This window comes from Nostoc sp., assembly GCF_036917815.1.
Taxonomy (GTDB): Bacteria; Cyanobacteriota; Cyanobacteriia; order Cyanobacteriales; family Nostocaceae; genus Nostoc.
Genome location: NZ_JBALEK010000016.1, coordinates 1 through 19,716, shown reverse-complemented (window position 1 = coordinate 19,716; position 19,716 = coordinate 1). Strand labels below are relative to the sequence as shown.

15 protein-coding genes and 1 pseudogene are annotated in these 19,716 nt (G+C 43.1%); 8 read left to right on the top strand and 8 right to left on the bottom strand.

The window, feature by feature from the left end:
- Positions 1 to 223: 223 nt before the first annotated feature.
- A pseudogene (locus V7K97_RS05455) lies at positions 224 to 883 on the bottom strand (NAD(P)/FAD-dependent oxidoreductase); the annotation flags it as partial.
- A 177-nt stretch (positions 884 to 1,060) separates the two neighbouring features.
- Between V7K97_RS05455 and V7K97_RS05450 the strand changes: the two are divergent.
- The 6 genes from V7K97_RS05450 to V7K97_RS05425 all read left to right on the top strand — a co-directional run bounded on the left by V7K97_RS05450 (position 1,061) and on the right by V7K97_RS05425 (position 8,145).
- Positions 1,061 to 1,903, top strand: a complete 843-nt coding sequence (locus tag V7K97_RS05450; protein WP_334799722.1) for a YaaW family protein — start codon at positions 1,061 to 1,063, stop codon at positions 1,901 to 1,903.
- Positions 1,885 to 3,243, top strand: a complete 1,359-nt coding sequence (locus tag V7K97_RS05445; RefSeq protein ID WP_334799720.1) for an O-antigen ligase family protein — start codon at positions 1,885 to 1,887, stop codon at positions 3,241 to 3,243. The genes V7K97_RS05450 and V7K97_RS05445 overlap by 19 nt, the downstream gene beginning before the upstream one ends.
- Before the next feature lie 796 nt (positions 3,244 to 4,039).
- Positions 4,040 to 4,561 carry a Ycf51 family protein gene (locus V7K97_RS05440; protein ID WP_334799719.1) on the top strand — a complete coding sequence of 174 codons (522 nt, stop codon included), beginning with the start codon at positions 4,040 to 4,042 and terminating at the stop codon, positions 4,559 to 4,561.
- 965 nt (positions 4,562 to 5,526) lie between these two features.
- Entirely contained in the window at positions 5,527 to 5,694 is a 168-nt protein-coding gene (locus V7K97_RS05435) for a hypothetical protein (RefSeq protein WP_334799717.1), read from the top strand.
- A gap of 31 nt (positions 5,695 to 5,725) precedes the next feature.
- A complete protein-coding gene (locus V7K97_RS05430) occupies positions 5,726 to 6,916 on the top strand; it encodes an iron-containing alcohol dehydrogenase family protein (RefSeq protein WP_334799715.1) in 1,191 nt (396 codons plus the stop codon).
- Complete coding sequence (locus V7K97_RS05425) at positions 6,913 to 8,145, top strand: aspartate aminotransferase (protein ID WP_334799714.1); 1,233 nt, start codon at positions 6,913 to 6,915, stop codon at positions 8,143 to 8,145. The genes V7K97_RS05430 and V7K97_RS05425 overlap by 4 nt, the downstream gene beginning before the upstream one ends.
- A gap of 365 nt (positions 8,146 to 8,510) precedes the next feature.
- Here the strand turns inward: V7K97_RS05425 and V7K97_RS05420 are convergent, their stop codons facing one another.
- The 3 genes from V7K97_RS05420 to V7K97_RS05410 all read right to left on the bottom strand — a co-directional run bounded on the left by V7K97_RS05420 (position 8,511) and on the right by V7K97_RS05410 (position 13,463).
- Entirely contained in the window at positions 8,511 to 9,320 is an 810-nt protein-coding gene (locus V7K97_RS05420) for a metallophosphoesterase family protein (RefSeq protein ID WP_334799713.1), read from the bottom strand.
- A gap of 101 nt (positions 9,321 to 9,421) precedes the next feature.
- Entirely contained in the window at positions 9,422 to 13,141 is a 3,720-nt protein-coding gene (locus tag V7K97_RS05415; RefSeq protein ID WP_334799711.1) for a PAS domain S-box protein, read from the bottom strand.
- A 1-nt stretch (position 13,142) separates the two neighbouring features.
- Complete coding sequence (locus V7K97_RS05410; protein ID WP_334799710.1) at positions 13,143 to 13,463, bottom strand: helix-turn-helix domain-containing protein; 321 nt, start codon at positions 13,461 to 13,463, stop codon at positions 13,143 to 13,145.
- Positions 13,464 to 13,787: 324 nt separating this feature from the next.
- On the opposite strand from V7K97_RS05410, the gene V7K97_RS05405 reads away from it, so the two are divergent.
- Positions 13,788 to 14,819 carry a 1-acyl-sn-glycerol-3-phosphate acyltransferase gene (locus V7K97_RS05405; RefSeq protein WP_334799708.1) on the top strand — a complete coding sequence of 344 codons (1,032 nt, stop codon included), beginning with the start codon at positions 13,788 to 13,790 and terminating at the stop codon, positions 14,817 to 14,819.
- Between the two features lie 354 nt (positions 14,820 to 15,173).
- Here V7K97_RS05405 and V7K97_RS05400 read toward each other — a convergent pair whose 3' ends face one another.
- A complete protein-coding gene (locus V7K97_RS05400; RefSeq protein ID WP_334799707.1) occupies positions 15,174 to 15,806 on the bottom strand; it encodes a Uma2 family endonuclease in 633 nt (210 codons plus the stop codon).
- Positions 15,807 to 15,851: 45 nt separating this feature from the next.
- The gene (rppA, locus tag V7K97_RS05395; RefSeq protein WP_334799705.1) at positions 15,852 to 16,550 is read right to left on the bottom strand and encodes a two-component system response regulator RppA; all 699 of its coding nucleotides are present in this window, start codon (positions 16,548 to 16,550) and stop codon (positions 15,852 to 15,854) included.
- A gap of 76 nt (positions 16,551 to 16,626) precedes the next feature.
- Between rppA and hisG the strand changes: the two genes are divergently transcribed.
- Positions 16,627 to 17,271, top strand: a complete 645-nt coding sequence (hisG, locus tag V7K97_RS05390) for an ATP phosphoribosyltransferase (RefSeq protein WP_334799704.1) — start codon at positions 16,627 to 16,629, stop codon at positions 17,269 to 17,271.
- 229 nt (positions 17,272 to 17,500) lie between these two features.
- On the opposite strand, the gene V7K97_RS05385 is transcribed toward hisG, so the two are convergent.
- Both V7K97_RS05385 and V7K97_RS05380 read right to left on the bottom strand, forming a co-directional pair.
- Positions 17,501 to 18,415 carry an alpha/beta fold hydrolase gene (locus V7K97_RS05385; RefSeq protein ID WP_334799702.1) on the bottom strand — a complete coding sequence of 305 codons (915 nt, stop codon included), beginning with the start codon at positions 18,413 to 18,415 and terminating at the stop codon, positions 17,501 to 17,503.
- Positions 18,416 to 18,792: 377 nt separating this feature from the next.
- Positions 18,793 to 19,233: a SufE family protein gene (locus V7K97_RS05380; RefSeq protein WP_334799700.1), complete on the bottom strand. Its 441-nt coding sequence runs from the start codon at positions 19,231 to 19,233 to the stop codon at positions 18,793 to 18,795.
- Positions 19,234 to 19,716 lie beyond the last annotated feature (483 nt).

The window sequence follows — 19,716 nt, the reverse complement described above, 5'->3', positions numbered from 1 at the left end:
AATGGCTCTTATTTTGTTGCCAGTTGTGGCGGTGTAACCATTACGACTTTAAAGCAATATATTCAATCTCAAGACAGACCGGAAGATGGCAATTCCTCACCGACCAACATTACTGATTGAACTGCGTTCAATTTCGCTTGTTGGTCACTTCCTCATTGCCCAAAAATTCACCTCATCGCTCCCCTGAGTACAGGGTGAGCGAGAGGCTTCTTTTTGTTTTAGCTAAATCGGTATCATTCACAAAAGTTAGAGCTTTCCACTGAGGCAGGGGTTGGGATGTAGATGGATATCCAGCGATCGCACTAATTGAGGGATAAAATTCTACAGAACGCAAGTTATCAAGAAATACTCCATCCAATACACTTTCACCCAAAGGTTCTAACAGCATCACCGCTTGGGGCGCAGGAATGGCCAGGACTATTGCTTTTGCTGTTAATTCTTCGTTGTTAGATTCGAGAGTCAAACGCCAACTATTTTCGGGAGTTGAGGTAATAGCGATGACACGCTGATTCAGGAATATTTCTAAACCAGGGGCGAGGGATTTAGCGATCGCACTCATTCCCCCAGGTGCAACATAACGCGGACTGCGGTTTTTGGGTTCAGATAAAGCAACGCCTGCTGTGAGTTCGTAAACCTCCTCTGTCCAAACTTCGAGGATATGGCGCGATCGCAATATTTCCACAAAACGTCCCAACAATTCACCCTTTGGCTTCAGGTAACAAGCCCCATGATCAGCCCAAGTTCCATGCAAGCGGCGTGTAGCTAGTCTTCCTCCCAAACCACGCGATTTTTCCACCACTACCACCGAATATCCAGCTTGACTTAACTGCTGGGCGCAGACTAAACCGGCGATTCCGGCACCAATCACAGCAATATCAGTCATAAGTCAATAGTCCCTAGTTATTAGTTATTTATATATATTGGTCATTATTCTGTGAGATGTACTAGTTCAATGTAAAGCCGTGCTAGAAACGGGGTTTCCACCCACATTTCCCGATGACTGCTGAAAGCTAATAGTAGAATAAGGTACAGAAAGCTGCACGGAAGGGAGGATGGGAAATTGGATGAAATGAGGGCGGCACTAGAGTTAGCGACCGAAGAAGAATTGCAAGACTTAACGGCAATTCTATTTAGTCGTAAGTTCAATCCCCTAGACTATGTACACACACCCGAACCCATCGAAGTGCAAAGCCAAGACCGCAAAGCTTGGTTAGATTCACTAGAGGGACGCTTTCGGTTTTTGGCGGCAGATGGGATGACGGTATTACGGGGACGCACAGGCCAGGTAACTTACCGACAAGCCTTAGTTCAAGTATGTAAGTATCTAAAAATTCCCTATTCTAATCGGCTGGCAACCATTGATTTAGAAGCAGAAGTATTTTTGCATCTGCTAGGACAGGTGTGGAAAAAATTACCTGAACAGGAAAAACAAAAATTGACTGTACAGGTGCAACGTCAGCTGCTCAAATCAGAACTAAAAGAACCGCTACCACTTTTATTGCAGCCTGACCCCTTGGGGTTGCTGTTCAAAGGCGGTAGTGCGATCGCGGTTACTTCTCTTCTCCAGCCACTTGTACTGAAGCAAATTGCCCGTCAATTTGCCATCCACTTTGCTACTTATGAAGTAGCAAAACAAGCTGCAATTACAGGCTCAGAGGCGGCTGCAACGCAATTTCAAAGCTATGTAGCGATGCAAATGGCGCAACGGGGGATGACAGTGAGTGCAGCTCGTTATGGGGCAGCCCGCACCATGTTTGCCGTGATTGGCCCAATCATGTGGACTTGGTTTGTTGCAGATTTAGGGTGGAGAGCGATCGCCACTAACTATGGTCGAATCATCCCTACTATCTTCACCCTAGCTCAAATTCGCCTCACTCGTGAGGAATGTTGGGAGCCAGCTTGAACAAGGTTTTTGACTATTTCAAGTCTCGTTGGCAATCTGCTTGGAACTACTCTCTATGGGCACTGTTAATCTTCCCATTGAGTCCTTTAGTCGGGGCTGTGACTGTCGGTTTTGTCTCATTAATAACTTGGCTCAAACAATCCCGCAAAATTAATCGCCGCCCCCTCAACTGGGGATTTGCCCTTTTGAGTGTATTAATGATCGTGAGTGCTGGGTTTGCCCAAGACAAGACAGCAGCTTTCCTCGGCTTATTTAATTTATTACCATTCTTTTTACTTTTCGCTGCCCATAGCGCTCTGATTCAAACATTTGCCCAATTGCGGCAAATGGCTTGGGTTTTGGTGATCGGTTCCATGCCAGTGGTAATTCTCGGCTTGGGACAGTTATTTTTAGGCTGGAGTTTTAAGTTCCAATTTGTATGGGTTGTGTTCAGTTGGACAATTAGACCAGGGGGAAATCCACCAGGCCGCATCGCTTCACTTTTCTTGCACGCTAACACCTTCGCAGCTTATCTCACAATAGTTTTCATCCTTGCTCTAGGGTTGTGGTTGGAACAATGGCGATTGGTGATTGGCTATTGGGGATTGGGTATTAGTAAGAATTCACTCCCCAGTCCCCACTCCCCAGTCCCCCTCCTCTTCCTAACCGTGGCGGTGATTGCGAATTTCATTGCCTTGATTTTCACCAACTCACGCAATGGGTGGGCAATCGCTATTTTTGCCTGTTTAGCTTATGCACTCTACCAAGGTTGGCGCGTTCTTGTCGGTGGCGTTGCTGCGATCGTCTCTAGTGTACTTTTGGCAGCTTTTGCTCCCTCACCAGTCGCTCAAATTTTTCGGCGGGTAGTTCCTGCATTCTTTTGGGCAAGGTTAAATGACGATATGTATCCAGATAGACCAGTCGCTTTAATGCGAAAAACTCAGTGGGAATTTGCCTGGTCTTTAGCTCAACAACATCCTTGGACTGGCTGGGGGTTACGCAGTTTTGGTACACTTTACACAGCAAAGATGCAGATAGCCTTGGGTCATCCCCATAACTTGTTTTTGATGTTATCTGCTGAAACTGGTTTTCCTAGTGCTTTTTTATTTTGTGGCTTACTAGCTTGGATTTTGATTACAGGCGTGCAATTACTGCGAAAGTCAAAATATCTAAATGCAGGAGACAGATTGATATTTTTCAGTTATCTTTTGACCCTTGTTGGGTGGGTTCTATTGAATACAGTAGATGTAACCCTCTTCGATTTTCGTTTGAATGCCCTTTCATGGTTAATTTTGGCTGCTATTTGTGGAGTAGTAAATGGTTATAAACCAAAAGACAAACTTGCATCTCATCAAAATTAGCTATTAGTTTTTTCAGTGTATGCACTGGGGACATCTAGAGTTTTTAGTTAATAAGATTACTATATTCACGTCTGTGAGTGTGACTAACTACCTAATTAGTCACTGTTGCTGATTGTTGGGAAGGTGTAGGGACAACCTTTTGGGGTTTTCCTACATGACGGGCATCTCTTGTAGATGCCCTTTTGTATATTTATTATTTTTCTCAGTTAGGCACAATTTAAAAACTTTTATAAAGGAACATAAAGCATGATTGCTGAAGTTAAGTTAGGTCTTTGTAACCCGCCAGAACCTATTTCTTTGTATGTAAAGAAAGGAGAATTAAGCGGAGAATCCTACTTATGGTATAAGTACGATATCAATATTATTAAATAAATGAATAATAAGTAATGAGTAATGAGTAATACCCATTACTCATTACTTATTACTTCAAAATTAAAGACAGTTGGAGTCGGCGATTTAAACCCCAACTCAACTGATACTACGTGTAATGGTTGGAGGGGGGGAACCAGAATCAAAGTCCCCCAATTTATCGGGGAGCCACTGCGGTCTTGGGGAGCAAGTGGCGTGGATTTAGGGGGATCTAAACGTTTTGCTACCGAGAAGGGGACTTTTCAAACAACCTCTAAGCCAAGGCTTACGTTTTTCTTGGAGGACTGTCTCTTAACCTGCTATTACTACGTGATACAACTTGCTCTGGGCAAATTGTTTTATGCAACCTCACAGGTAATCGGTGTAAGCTCTCGGTAAAATGGGTGTGTCGGTAACGAAAAAAAAAGACGCATCCATAACCAACCTTATGCTCACAACAGCTAACTTTCTTCAGTACACCCAATGGTCAGGTATAGCTACCTTGGCATTTGCTGCCTTAGTAGTTTTGGCTTTTATTTTCAAATGGGGCATCCGCTTTCGGCTGGTGGGTACGACTGGCTTTATGCTGGTGCTGACTGGTGGTTTATTTGGACTCTCAATAGTCCCTTTGAGTCGGACTGTGATTCCCGGAGCAGTGAGGTACACTCTCGTTTATGACAATGGCTCAACCCAAGCGGTAATTGCCACATCACCCCAAATTACACCCACACAATTAGAAGCAACTTTACGTCAAGCAGCTAGTAATCTCTTTTCTTATGGTCGCTCAGGTACACGGGAAGATGAAAATTTGACAGTTCGCGCTCGTACCATCATCCACCCGGAAATAGGAATTTCTGTACCAGTTTACTTGGGTGAGGTGAAGCGATCGCTCATTTCTCATCAAAATTCCCCAGTCACAGTCCAAATTTACACAGACAATTTCGCCCAATTGCCAAAACCCACCGCTTAAGAAGCAGATGGAGATGAGGGAGATGAGGGAGATAAGGGGACAAGTTTTTTCTTTGCCTTTCCCTTGTCTGTTCCCAATGCCCAATGCCCACTTGCCCTGAGCGGAGCCGTACCACTTCGTGGAAGCAAGCTACGCGTAGCGTCTCGTAGAGAAGGGATGCCCAGAAGAAAAAATAATTTACTTTGTATCAGAATAACAAAAATCATTTTGTATTTACTGATACATTAATGGTTATTTTTAGATTAAGATATTCAAACTTTAGTGGTTCCACTGTGGAAAAAAGTTGATCAGCGTGCGGGTAATGGGTACTGATAGTTGTGATTTATCAGTTGTTTTCCTAACTACCACTGTTGTCATTTTGCAAAATATTTGCAGGAAAAGCAAATGAATCATTTATAGTGGCGTGCAAATATGCGCCCATACATATCTATCTGTCTGTAGCTAAGAGGATGTTTGAAAAGTCCTCTTGTCGGTACTAGAAGTTCTAGATCCCCCTAAATCCACGCCACTTGCTCTACTTGGGGAGACACGCCAGATCCTCCACTTGGTGAGGCAGCCCGGTCTTGTTGCCCCAAGAAAGAGGGACTGCCGAACCCGGAGGGGGAAACCCCAGACGCTCTCTACGAGACGCTAAAAGCGAACGCGGACTCGCTTGCCGCCGGCGCTAACGCTTTTAGCGTCTCCCCCTGGGAGAAGACCGGACTGGCTCCCCAAGACCGCAGTGGCTCCCCGATAAATTGGGGGACTTTGATTCCGGTTCCCCCCTTTTTAAGGGGGGTTAGGGGGGATCTAAATGCCTAAAGTCACAGCCAACCACTTCTAAAACAACCTCTAAACATTGGATTAAATAGCATGAACACTTACACATTATCAATTCTCGATCGCTTTTCTTGAGAATCTGACAATGGTAATGTTAATTAGTTATAAGGTTATTCAAAACTTTGATAGTTCGGAATTTCAGGGCAATGGGCATCATAGATTCAAGCAAGGTCGTCAAACTACTCAATCAGTCGGCAACAGGCTTTGTCTATTTCATTCCTTGGCTCAAACCAAGATCAGCCGGGTGTAAGGTTGGAGCTATCCAAAAACCAGGTTGGCAACAAGTATCCCTGATCACCAGTCTATTTGGTTAAGAAATATCAAAGTTTTGGCAAACTAGATTATATGTCCAATAGTTTTTCTACTCAACCTTCTTTGTCTACTCAAACCTCTAGTTCATTTTTGACGCTCACAGTTTCCCCAGCAAAAGTAATTCGTGGTTCTGGGGTGTTGCAAGCAGCCGCAGCCGAGATCGCCTGTTTGGGAAGTCGTCCCTTAATTGTGGCAGGTAAGTCTACTCTGGCCATCAGCCAACAAAATTTGCAACCAGTTTTAGAAACCCAACAGTTATATCCTGTTCAAGCTTCTTATGGTGCAGATTGCTGTGAAGCTAGCCTGAAATCTTTAAAGAAAACGGCAAAAGAACATAAAGCTGATGTGATTATTGGTGTCGGTGGCGGCAAAGCCCTGGATACAGCGAAATTAGTCGCGCAGGAGTTACAGTTACCAGTGGTGACAATTCCGACTTCTGGGGCTACCTGTGCCGCTTGGAGTGCCTTATCCAATGTTTATTCGGAAGATGGGGCGTTTCTCTACGATGTGGGGCTATCTCGTTGTCCCGATTTACTGATACTCGATTATGAGTTGATTAAAACTGCACCACAACATACTTTAGTAGCTGGAATTGGTGATGCGATCGCTAAGTGGTATGAAGCCTCAGTTAGCAGTGGACATTTGCAAGATACTTTAATTATTGCCGCAGTCCAACAAGCGCGAGTTTTGCGAGATATCCTGTTGCAAAAGTCAGCCGCCGCCCTGAAAGAACCAGGTAGTGAAGTTTGGCGAGAAGTCGTAGATGCCACTGTGTTACTCGCCGGGGTAGTTGGCGGACTTGGTGGGGCGCAGTGTCGCACAGTTGCAGCCCATGCCGTGCATAACGGTTTAACGCATATTTCCGGGCATGGCAGTATTCATGGCGAAAAGGTTGCTTTTGGGATTTTGGTACAACTGCGTTTAGAAGAAATGCTACAAGGCAATCAACTTGCTGCATCAGCACGACAACAGTTGTTAAAGTTCTACGCAGAAATTGGACTACCCCAAAAATTAAGTGATTTGGGATTGGGCAATATTACATTAGGCGAGTTGCAAACAGCCGCCGAAATTGCTCTAGTTCCTAATTCTGACATCCATCGACTACCCTTTAAAGTCGCGTTGGAACAGTTGATGGCGGCAATGGTTTCCACCACTGCACCTATAGATAGTAGAGACACTACGAATCGAGTTTCGCCCAAGGGAATCAGTGACGAGGTTTTATGAGTTTAAATTGGATTGTCCCAGCAGAACGTATACAAAAACTACCACCTTATGTATTTGCCCGTTTAGATGAACTGAAAGCTAAAGCACGGGAACAAGGGTTAGATTTAATTGATTTGGGTATGGGAAACCCCGATGGTGCAACGCCAGCACCAGTTGTAGAGGCAGCGATCGCCGCTTTAAAAGATCCCGCCAATCACGGTTATCCGCCCTTTGAGGGCACAGCTAGTTTCCGCCGTGCCATCACCAATTGGTATCATCGCCGTTATGGTGTGGTTCTCGATCCTGATAGCGAAGCTTTGCCATTGCTGGGTTCTAAAGAAGGATTAACTCATTTAGCCCTCGCCTACGTTAACCCTGGGGATTTAGTTCTGGTTCCTTCCCCAGCTTATCCGGCACATTTTCGGGGACCGGCGATCGCTGGTGGGAAAATCCACAGTTTGATTCTCAAACCAGAAAATGACTGGTTAATCGATTTAGCTGCAATTCCTGACGAAGTTGCCAGACAAGCTAAAATTCTGTATTTCAACTATCCCAGCAATCCTACCGCCGCCACAGCACCGCGCGAATTCTTTGAAGAAATCGTCGCCTTTGCCCGCAAATATGAAATTTTGCTGGTGCATGATTTATGCTATGCCGAGTTAGCTTTTGATGGTTATCAACCCACCAGTTTGTTAGAAATTCCCGGTGCGAAAGATATTGGTGTGGAATTTCACACCTTATCTAAAACCTATAATATGGCTGGTTGGCGTGTTGGGTTTGTGGTGGGTAATCGCCATGTAATTCAAGGTTTGCGGACACTGAAAACTAACTTAGATTACGGCATTTTTGCCGCCTTACAAACAGCAGCTGAAACAGCTTTACAACTGCCAGATGTGTATTTGCACGAGGTACAACAACGCTACCGCACCCGCCGCGATTTCCTGATTCAAGGATTAGGAGAGTTGGGTTGGGATATCCCCAAAACTCAGGCGACAATGTATCTTTGGGTGAAGTGTCCTGTGGGCGTTGGTTCCACAGATTTTGCTCTGAACGTGTTGCAGCAAACAGGCGTTGTTTTGACTCCAGGTAACGCCTTTGGGGTTGCAGGTGAAGGTTATGTCAGGATCAGTTTGATTGCCGACTGCGATCGCTTGGGTGAAGCTTTACATCGCTTCAAGCAAGCTGGTATCCGTTATCAGCCTGAAAGCGTAGTTTCGACTTCAGGAGCGATCGCCGATCTCGTCAGTTGAGTAGAGTCAGGAAACCCAACATTACATAACTAAAATGATTGCTGATCGTGTTTGGTATAATGTAAAAAAATAGAAAGAGTTAACAATGATTTCCAGGAAATTTTCATAGGACTTACGCAAAAACCCTCTTAAACTCTCATTCCTCCGTGACCTCTGTGTCCTCTGTGGTTCGTTTTCCGTTACCTGTGCGTAAGTCCTATTTCATACAGATCCAGCCGATAGAATTATCGTTTCAACAGCAAGAATGTATGATGTTCCTTTGGTGAGTGTAGATGAAAAAATACTTGCCTATTCTGATGTAAAAAGAATTCTGCCTTGATGTTAACTGCGATCGCCCAATTTTATATCTTAATAAGGACTTGATATTATTTCTTCGCCTGAAGTACGATAACACGACTGTCTACTTTAATGACTTGTATACCATTTTCTAAAGCGATCATCGGAACTTTCCAATAAGAATGACCACAGATAACTAATAAATTCTTAGTTATATTGACTTTTTCTAACTCCTTGCGGATAGATTCTTTCCCAACCAAATTACCTTGTGGGTAATCTGGCCCTTCATGTAAAATTAAAATATCTGGTGACTGCTTTATAAGTTCCCGAATTGCTTTAATAAATTCTTTCTCAGTCCGTCTGAAGGGTTTAATTTTTTTGCCAATAATACCAGAAATCCCGGCAAGATTAAGCTCACCATTTGTTCTGATATCACCATCAAGATAGTAAATACTCCGATTTTGTTTAAAAATCTGGATTTCTTCTTGTGTATTCCCCAAACTATCGTGATTTCCCGCAACACCAGCCACCCAAGAAAATCGTCGATTAAAAGCTTGCCAAATTTCTCGGATATCCCCCACTACTCCACTACGTCTATTGACCTCTGCATATAAATCACCTGCTAAGATAATGCCTGTATTTTTTAGTGAGGGAATTTTTCCGTTCTCTGCCAATTTTTCTAATTCTTCTATGACAAGATGACCGAGAAGTTGTTGATTTTTAGGGTCAATCCCTTGTAAATCACTAGTAATAGTAATTGCCTCTAAATTATTAGGTAAATAATCAACTTCTCCTAATAAAACTGGTAGATATTTCTCAATAACACCAATACCACCAGAATTTGCTGTTAGATACTGTATCTGATGAATGGGTAAATTAGAGATTGATATAATTTGCATCTTACTAAAGTTAATTGAGATCCTCTATTAACAATTGGTATCAAAATTTTGATAAAATTCGCGGTATCCAGATCCCCGACAACTTTTACGAAGTTGGGGATCTAAGGGAGGTTGCTACAACTATAAATTAGGTTAGCGATCGCTCTAAGTAACTTAGCTGGCTCCACCGGTTTGGTGATATGCTGCCAAAATCCGGCGGCAATTGCCTGTTGAGAATCAACCTCACCTGCATAAGCGGTGATGGCGATCGCTGGAATTCTCCCTCCTTGTTCTGGTGACATAGCTCTAATTTGACGCATCAGCATATAGCCGTCTACTTCCGGCATTCCAATGTCGCTTAACAGCAGATTTGGCTGGAACTGAGGCATAATTCGTAGTGCTTCCATCGCAGATTCCGCCTGGATTACTACCGCGCCAGACTGTTCTAAAATGAAAGCAATTAACTCTCGCGTATCACGCTCATCATCCACAAGCAGAACTTTCAGCCCATTTAGCTCTGGCAAATTATCACCTTGATAGACAATCTGCTGGCTATTGAGATGCATCTTGATCAGTGGTAGCATGACTGTAAAAGTTGCTCCCTGTTCTTCACCCAAACTTTCTGCCTGAACTGTGCCACCATGTAGCTCGACAATATGACGAACAATAGCTAATCCTAACCCCAGTCCGCCGAATTTTCTGGTAGTTGCGCCATCAGCTTGTCGGAAGTATTCAAATACGAATGGTAAAAAATCTGGACTAATTCCCTTACCTGTATCACGCACTCGAAGTTGAGCCTGAGAACCAATAGATTCTAAACTGATTTCTACCTCTCCACCTTGGGGTGTAAACTTAATCGCATTAGAAAGTAGATTCCAAATAACTTGCTGCAAGCGACCGGAATCACCTATTACGAGAAATTTCGGGTCGTTTCTTTGGTGTGCTTCCAGCGCAACTTGAATTTGGGATTTTAAATTGTCATCCAAATTTTCGTGAGAATTTTCTAATCCCAAATCGTTCGACTGAGCGACTTGTGCCGAGCATCTCGACTTCGCTCGATGGAGCCGGAGCCGAGGTAAGCCGAAGTCTGAAATCGTAAATCGCAAATTGATCGATTTGGCTTCAGCAGCTAGACGTACAGTTTCTATAGCTGCGGCGATCGCAGTTACCAGATTTACAGGCGTAATATTCAGGCTAAGTTTACCTTGCAGAATGCGAGAGACATCCAGCAAATCTTCAATTAGTTGGGTTTGAAGCTTGGCATTGCGCTCAATAGTTTCGAGAGCGCGAGTGGTGGTTGCTTCATCATACTTTTTAGTTTGCAGTAACTTTGACCATCCTAGAATCGGGTTTAGCGGCGTGCGGAGTTCGTGGGAAAGAACCGCTAAAAATTCATCTTTGATTCGGTTAGCTTGGATCAATTCTTCTTTGCGTCGCTGTAACGAAGCCATTAACTGGGCGCGTTCCAGAGCAACCGCCACCTGATCGGAGGTTGCTTGTAATAGAGCAATTTCCCCAGAAGTGAAGCGGGTACGGGTGCGGCTGGCAAAGGAGAGGACACCAAGCAGCTTTCCTTGAGCAATTAATGGTTGACCTGCATAAGCTGTAATTCCCAAATCACGGAGGATCTGGGCATTTGCATGGGTAGAGTGCAGCACATTATTGATCACAATTTGACGGCGTTCTTCTGCTACCTGTCCGCACATCCCTTCATTAAATTCCAGATATTGAATTGCTTGAAATACTTCATCAGTAATACCATTCCAAGCTACTAACCGAAATTTCTGCTTATTTTCGTGCGTATCGATTAAATAGTGAAAGTAAAAATGCAAATCCATCTGCGCCGAGAGTTTGCTAAATAAGCTGTTCATTAAATCCAAGGGGCGCTCAGTTGAAAGCAAATCACTGGTTGTTTCAGAAAGCAGTTTGAGTCTTTCACTACGCTCTTGTAAGGCTTGTTCTGCAAGCTGACGTTCCCGAAGGGCGCGTTCGCGTTCGGTGATATCAATTGCAACCCCTCCTACTAGGCGTTGCCCAGACGCGTCGGCAATGGGAAACTTATATACCAAAAACTCCCCCAGAGTGCCATCTGTGCGTGGGGCAGACTCGATGGTTTCAACGACCTGATTAGTTTGGGCAACCATTCTAATGTTATGGAGGAGGGGTTGAGCGATTTGGGCTGGGTATAGCTCAAAAATGTTTTTATTGATTGCCTTATTTTTTGCTAAATTGAATGTCCTCAGATAAGTTGGACTGACGTAAAGTACACGTCCCTCTGCATTGGTAATCCATGCGGCGGCGGGAATATTGTCCATAAAAGCTTGAAATTGCTCTTGACTCTGACTCAGCGCTTTTTTAGTTTGTTTGAGATCGCTAATATCCAGAATGAATGCGACTGATTTGTGCCGAGATTCTCCTAAAAGGGAATAGCCAACTACAACCGGGACACTGGAACCATCCTTGCGAATACATTCCTTCTCATAAGGAGTACAGGTTCCCTTGGCTCTGGCCTCAGCAATAGCGAGTTCATCTAAATATTGGTACTCAGATGGCGTGATATCAGACCACCGTAATCTACCTGTCTGAATATCCTCCTGGGTATAGCCAACAATTCGCAAAAACTCGTCATTGGCTTCAGTGATGCTACCATTGATATCACCAAAGAGAATGCCAACTATATTCGCTTTCACAAAACTCCTCAGCCGTTCCTCACTTGCTTGGACTGCCTTCTCTACCTGCTTGCGTTTGCTGATGTCGCGGAAGAAAATGTCAAGACCATCTTCACAAGGGTAGGCGTGAATCTCCAGCCACAAGTCATACTGGGATGGTGAGTAGTAGTGATGCTCGAAGTAAACAGGAATTTGCTCTGCCATCGCCCATCGGTATTGGCGCTCTAGATTCGTGCCTACCGATGCGGGCCACTCCTCCCAGTGCGACTTACCAATGACCTCTGTGCGGGGTTTGCCGTTAATTCGCTCTGCTTCGGCATTTTGGTAGATGATTCGCCAGTCCCGATCTAGAGTAATAAATGCATTACTCATGTTTTCTAGAGTCCGTGTGACCCGCTCATTGGCTTGCTGTAATGCCGCTTCTGCTTGTTTGCGTTCGCTTAAATCAACAACGAAGCCAATGACCGTTTCTTGAGTGTCTGCCAAAATAACAGAACCGAGCAAAACGGGAATGCGATCGCCATCTTTATGAATGTATTCTTTCTCAAAGGGCTTACATACTCCAGTAATTTTTATTTCTTCCACTGAACGTTCGCTCAAAAGAAAATACTCTGGTGGGGTGATGTCGCGCCAGTTCATTTGCTTAGTGGAAAAATCTTCTCGCGTATAGCCGATCATCTTCAGAAAAGCATCATTGGCTTCGATGATCGAGCCGTTGTTCATCTCAGTGACGATAACTCCAATAATGTTGGATTCTGCCAGTCGGCTAAACCGCATTTCGCTATTTTGCCACAACTTGAGGCTTGTCTCTGCCTTGCGTCTTGCAGTTCGTAACTCGGAAGAGAGTGCAGTAATTAAGAAGGATACTAGTGAGAATGTGGTTAATCGTACCAAGACTTTCAGGCTGAGGAAATCCAAGGAGTAGACTGGCTCAATCAAAAAATAGAGGGCGATCGTCACAGATAAGGCGATCGCTAACACTCCAAGTCTCATGCCGCCATACCAAGCGCTGACTGCCACCGCAGCATAAAATAATGTAAATACGCTCGGCTCAAAGACTGGCAACAACAGTTTTGTTAGCAGCAGCGCCGCCATGACTGGCAGAATCATCACACCAAAAGCTATGAACCAAGAACGCATCATCAAAAATTTTTCGGGTACTTTCACCATCATCTTAAAAGTCCTCCCGTTGCTCCGGTTTCGGGAGATACTCATTCACTAGTCTTTTGCCTGGTTCGCCCATTTTCTCTAACATTTCTTCGATTAGCTTTAGTGCCATCTGTGAAGGCACTGTAGATCCGTTCTCCCAGCGATTGATTGTTCGCAGGGAAACCCCCAACTTCGCTGCAAACTTTTCCTGAGAGACATTGAGTTGCTGCCGAAGTTCACGGATTAAATCTGAAATTTTTACTGGCTTTCCTAGTTCCATAGTAGGAAGAGTAAGACAGGTGTCTCGCCATTTGCCTCCAACTTGAGGAAGAATTTGCACAATCATCAGTTGTTATCAATTTCATCTTTTGGCGAAACATCAATATTCTGTTGTCAGTGTTCACCGTAGAAGGCATCTATAAAATAAATATTAAATTTTGTCTGATATGTGACCCCAAAATAGTATTATGTAACCTTATTGAATCAAATAGTATTCCTATATATAATAAGTTTTGTTTAATATTTTGCCTTGATAAATTTTCCAAATCATTGCTAGTTTAAGCAACCAAATCTGTAGCTAATTTTACTTCTATGGTAGGATGCTAATGATAAAACTAGAAAGCTAAAATTAATTTTTAATATAATTTTCGCCTAATAATATTTAACTGTTTTGATTAATCAACATTCCGAAAACCTCCTAAACACTCAACTGGAAAAATTACCAGGTGAAGGCTATATATTTAGCTGGTTTGATTGGTTTTGTCTTTGGTATCCTCCAGGCTGGCTAATTTTATTCAACCGCCATTGGCAGCACTATCACACAGATCCAGATGGTTGGAATTGGCTAGAATATGGGTTATTTTTAATTCCTGGCGGATTTTATCTGGCGCTGCTGAGTCGTTGGTTGCGTTTGGGTTTTCGTTCACCTCGAAAAGAAATTGGTGAATTTGATCCCAAATATCAACAAGCTTTTCGCTCAGAAGTTCTTGGTCCCATCGTTAAATACTATTTTCGGGGAGAATTACAACAAGTCGAAAACTTACCGCCAACAGGGCCATTAATTGTGGCAATGAATCACGCTGGAATGTGTTTTCCTTGGGACTTTTTGACATTGGGTTACTTATTAAGTGAAGCTAAAGGATGGGTAGTACAACCCGTAGCAAGTCCAGCATTATTTGAGCATCCTTGGGTGATTTGGTGGCTACCACCTAAATGGTCGCAGGTTTTAGGTGGTGTGCGAGCCGAATTAGATGATTTTGAGGCAGCTATCGCCCAAGATAAAATCCTCTTATATGCACCCGAAGGTATCCGCGGTCCTCTGAAAGGTTGGAAAAAACGCTATCAGCTAGAAAAGTTTGATGTGAGTTTTATGAAGTTGAGCGATCGCTATCATATTCCCATTCTCCCAGTAGTTTGCATCGGCAGTGAATTTCTGCATCCTTGGGCTGTTAATTTTACCAAATTGCAACAACTAGTTAAATTACCATTCTTGCCTTTCTCGCCTTTGATATTGGTCTTACTCCTGTTTCCCTCAATGGGAATTTGGGCAATCAGAACTCGTCTGCGTTACTTTATTAGCCCTTTAGAACCAGCAGAATTGGATAATCACTCAAACAAAGGGCGTACAGTAGCCTATCAACAGGCACAACAATTACGAGAAAAACTGCAATTTCAAATTAATCAATTTTTGGGTAAATCTTAATAATACAAGCTGAAATATGTTGAGTATAAAAGACTAGCCCTTTCAAGGTGAGTAAATATTTTGCTCAAAAAACTCCTCATGCTTACCAGTTATTAACGAAAACTTGTCCGTTCGTTAACAACATAACTTGTTTCGTTCAGAATGCTTATCTATTTGTGACAAAGCTTATGTCTTCGTTAACAAAGCTTAAACAAAACTTATCAATCAACAGCACAATATAGCCATTCTCGTTTTGATGCCTACTTGTGCATCAACTTCGAGAGTTATGTCTTTGCCTCCAAAAGTGGAATAATGAGGCTATTGTAAAACGATCGCAAATAGCGATGTCTACGTCTACGCGCAATTTTACCAAACTTACGCACCTCGTTCAAATTCATCAATGGCTTGAATTTCATCTGAAATCTGAATACATTTTTCTAATAAATCAATATTTAGTTCTAGCAATAATTCACTTGACTTAATTTCTTCGTAGCCGTAAGTCTCTAAAAACTCAGACGGTGTTTCTTCCCGCAAGTGGTAAAGCCTAAGTCGATTGAATTGCCAAATCCAAACTTCAGCAACTCCTAAACGGCGATAAAGTTCTAATTTATCAATACTTCCACTGGTGATGTTTACCTCAATAGCTAAATCTGGGATATTTTTCTGCTCGTAAAGCGAGTAGCATTCATCTGGTTCAACCCCAGCTTGCTTGAGTTGTTTTTTAATTGTGGAACTCCCCATTGGGTTGAATCGAATTCGCTTTAAGTAGAGATAGCGTTCTATCAAAATAGCCAAACGTTTTTTGATATTTTCATGTCTTAGAGACGGCGACACAATTTCTAAGATTTCATCCAAATAGGTGACACGGTAATGAGAATTATCTTCTAGTTTGGCTAGTAAAGCTTCATACATTTGCCAGCTTACCCCACTAGTGATAAACTTCTCTTCTGGATCATCAATATCTGCAAGTTTTGGGTCGTCCAAGAGTTCTTTCAGGCTGATGACCATTATTTTTTCTCTCCTAGTAAAAATCAAATTACTGTAGTGTGGATACTAAACTGACTCCACCGAAGAAGCACCAAAACGATAGCCTTTACCATAAACTGTGTGAATCAGTATAGTTTCTTTACCTACCTCAATCTTACGCCGCAGCAAACGAATTAATGCCGCTATCACATTGCTACTAGGTTGTTCTGACTCTTGCCACAAGGTTTGCATAATCTGGGCATGAGTTAGCAATTGTCCAGTGTGTTCCATAAAGTATTGCAACAACTGGCTTTCTTTTTGCGAAAGTTCAATTATCCTTCCTTGGCGATAGGCTACCTGATTGTCACAATCGAGTTCCAAATCAGCTACAGTCAGTTGTCCAGTGGTGCTTTCATAGGCTTGAGAACCGGAACGACGCAATAAAGCGCGGACTCTGGCTAGTAACTCCCGCAGTTCAAAAGGTTTAACCAAATAGTCATCTGCACCAGCATCTAAACCTTCTACGCGGTCATCAAGAGTATCTTTAGCTGTCAGAAACAGAACAGGAGTGGTTTTACTTTGGCGTCGCAATTCCTGACAAATCTCTAACCCCGTTTTTCCTGGTAGCATCCAATCTAAAATCAATAGGTCATAACTGCCTACTTGTGCAAGTGTGCTGCCAGATGTCCCATCGTAAGCGGCATCTACAGTGTAACCCTCACGAGTTAACAAGCGACTCAAGGGTTGAGTTAGTTCAACTTCATCATCAACTAATAAAATTCTCATGCTGCTTGTGGTAAGCATATAGAGATATTCTCAATATTATTCAACTGCCAGAACGCCAAGGATATTAAGAAAAAGAATGCTGACTGTTGCATTGCCAAAAGGGGAACTCCTTAAAAATAGCATCCGCCTGCTACAAGCTGTGGGATTAGATTTTAGTGCTTTTTTAGATTCAGGAACTCGCCAACTTCAAATTCCTGACATTAGCGGACAAGCAAAAGGGTTATTGGTGCGGGCGCAGGATGTGCCCGTTTATGTAGAATATGGTCAGGCACATCTGGGTGTTGTCGGTTACGATGTGCTGCGGGAGAAACAGCCGCAAGTTGCCCACTTAGTCGATTTGCAGTTTGGCCATTGTCGGATGTCAGTGGCGGTAAAAGCATCCAGTTCTTATACATCGCCTTTAGATTTACCGGCACATGGTAGAGTTGCTTCAAAATATGTGAATTGCGCTCGTGAATATTTCCACAGTCTCGATTTACCTGTGGAAATAGTGCCGTTGTATGGTTCAGTGGAATTAGGCCCGATTACTGGAATGTCAGAAGCGATCGTCGATTTAGTTTCCACAGGGCGGACTTTGCGCGAAAATGGTTTGATTGAAATCGCTACTCTGTATGAAAGTACAGCACGGTTGATTGCCCATCCTCTGAGTTACCGTCTGAACACGGGTAATCTGAGTGATGTAATTGGCAAGCTGCGGGAGGCCGTTTTGGTAGGGGTTTAATACCAATTCGTAATTACTAATGACCCTTCTAACGCCGCTTGTTCCTCGCTACCGCTACGAAAACAGTAATTCGTAATCTCAGGTATTGTTCCCAGTCTCATGTCATGTCCGCTTGATTACTTATTAAACCCGAAGAACCCTACCCCGCCAAAGCTACGCTTTGTCTCCCCTCCCGAAGAGCGGGGAGGGGTTGTTGGGGTTTTAAATACTTTAATGGAAAAGTGAGGATTTAATTTTCTGAAGAGAACAAAAAATCTTGAACTGCTTCTAAAACAAGTGCTGGGTATTCTTCATGTAGTCCCAGTGAACCAGAAATTACAATGCTTCTCACTCCTGGTAAGGCTACCAAAGCGTTCATTTCTTCTCGTGATTTCGGGGGGCTAGATTCTCCAATTACTACCATGAGCGGTACGCTTAAAGACTGCACAAGTTCCAGAAAATCAGATTGTTTGTGTACAGCATCGAGATTACCAGTCACAAAAGCAGCAGATGCAAATCGCGCTCCTGGTTGTTGAGTCGTGTACCACTTCTTTTCAATGAAACTGGGTGTAATTTTAGCGGCGTCACTAAAGACATGACGGCGGTACATAAAACTTAAGAAAGATTGGGTAGTATTGAGTTTGTAGAGAGCTTGACCAAGTATAGGCGATCGCACCAATTCTCTCACTATGCCAGCTATCTGTTGACTTGCGCCCATTGTCGGCAAAGGTCCACGCCAAGTAGGAGCTAACAACACAATCTGTGAGAAAGCAGCAGGTTGTTTCACAGCTAATTGTAAAACGTAACTAGCAGCATGACCAGCCGCGATCGCAGTAATGGGAGTATTAAAAATAGCTTTGACAAAATCTTCCAGAAATTGCTGATATATTTTTGGTCGATAATTCAAACTAGGGCGAGAAGATTCACCAAATCCAGGCCAGTCTGGGGCTACAACTTGAAAATTGGGAGCTAGTAACTTGGCAAGTTCGCCTATTTCCGAACGCGTCGAAACACTGCTGAAAGATGGTAGTAGCAATAGCGGTGAACCTTTACCTATGGTTTCATACACAACGCGCAATTGCTGATTTTCCCAATTCCAGAGATATTCTTGAACTACTCCACCAAAGCCAATGGCAGCAGAGGGAGATAATAAATTTGTTGACATGATACTAAATTTATTATTAAGAGTGAGGAGTAAAGCAGGGCTATTTCATTTTGATCTAGTCCGCCTTGGACTGCCTATGCAGCCGTAGGGTAGCCACTGTCATATTTACTGGCTATTAACCAGCGTCCGATCTTAGATTTGAAAAGTCGTGTTTTTTGAGTCGTTCAATCTCGATGAAGATCATGAGCTTATCACCATCGTCCCAATCCCAGGCTAAAAGGTGAGCCACAAATATCCTAAATCTTCTAGTTATCTTCGTGGCAAGCTTCACCTTTACACAAAACTTTGACAAAATAAATTATGAAGCCTTGATACATCGAGTAAAACATACAAATGTTTTTGCTGAGGTAGAACCATAATTATCTGTACTAATCTGTTTAGTTAGGCAAATCTAACTTACATTCCAATGCTTTTTTTTGCATGGTTTTAAAAATATTGTAAAACCCATTAGCACGGGAAGGTGTCAGACTAACATTTAAACCTGTTTCTTGAATAAAATCTGGAGTAAGCTGGACAATCTCACTTGGGGTTAGTCCATGTAATCCTTCAACCAAAAGCCCGACTAATCCTTTGGTTAGCTGGGAATCGGAATCGCCCTGAAACATAACCTTACCGTCATCCAAGGCTGCGGTGATATAAACTTGAGACACGCAACCAGGAACTTTATTTTCGGGTAATTTATCAGCTTCTGGGAACTCATTGAGCTTCTGAGCATACCAGATTAGCTGTTCGTAGCGTCGCTTCGGTTCGGAAGCGCGTTGAAAGCGCTGGACAATTTTAGCGAGCGCAGGTGGCAAAGAATCTAGAGTTGAGGACATAACAGAAGCTGCAAATGATCGGTATCACTTTGAGTGTAGATTATCTTTAGAGCAATGGCGCCGACCGTTCACTTGGCATTTTGAAGCTTGCCATTACTGACTATAACCTAGTCAAATCTAGATAATTACTGCGATCGCATTCATTTTCAGTCAGGTTTGTCAATGCGCCTAATCACAAAAACTTAATTTTTTTATAAGCAAGCTCTAACAGTAACTTCCATAGAGTTACTGTATCAACATAGACTTACTCCTATTACGTAAGTATGGGGAATGTGTAAAATTTATGTGTTGTCTGATTTTACTATGGGATGCCTAGGTTTGGAATAGTCCTACGCACTTACAAAAATAGCTGCAATTAGCTTTTAACTAAGCAGCTAGGCGATCATCAACAAGTGAAGTACTCCGGCTTGCTTCGCTGAAGCCGGAGCTTCAAAGATAACAACCATCATCGTTTCGCGTCTCATTCGTCGTTGCCACGTTGGG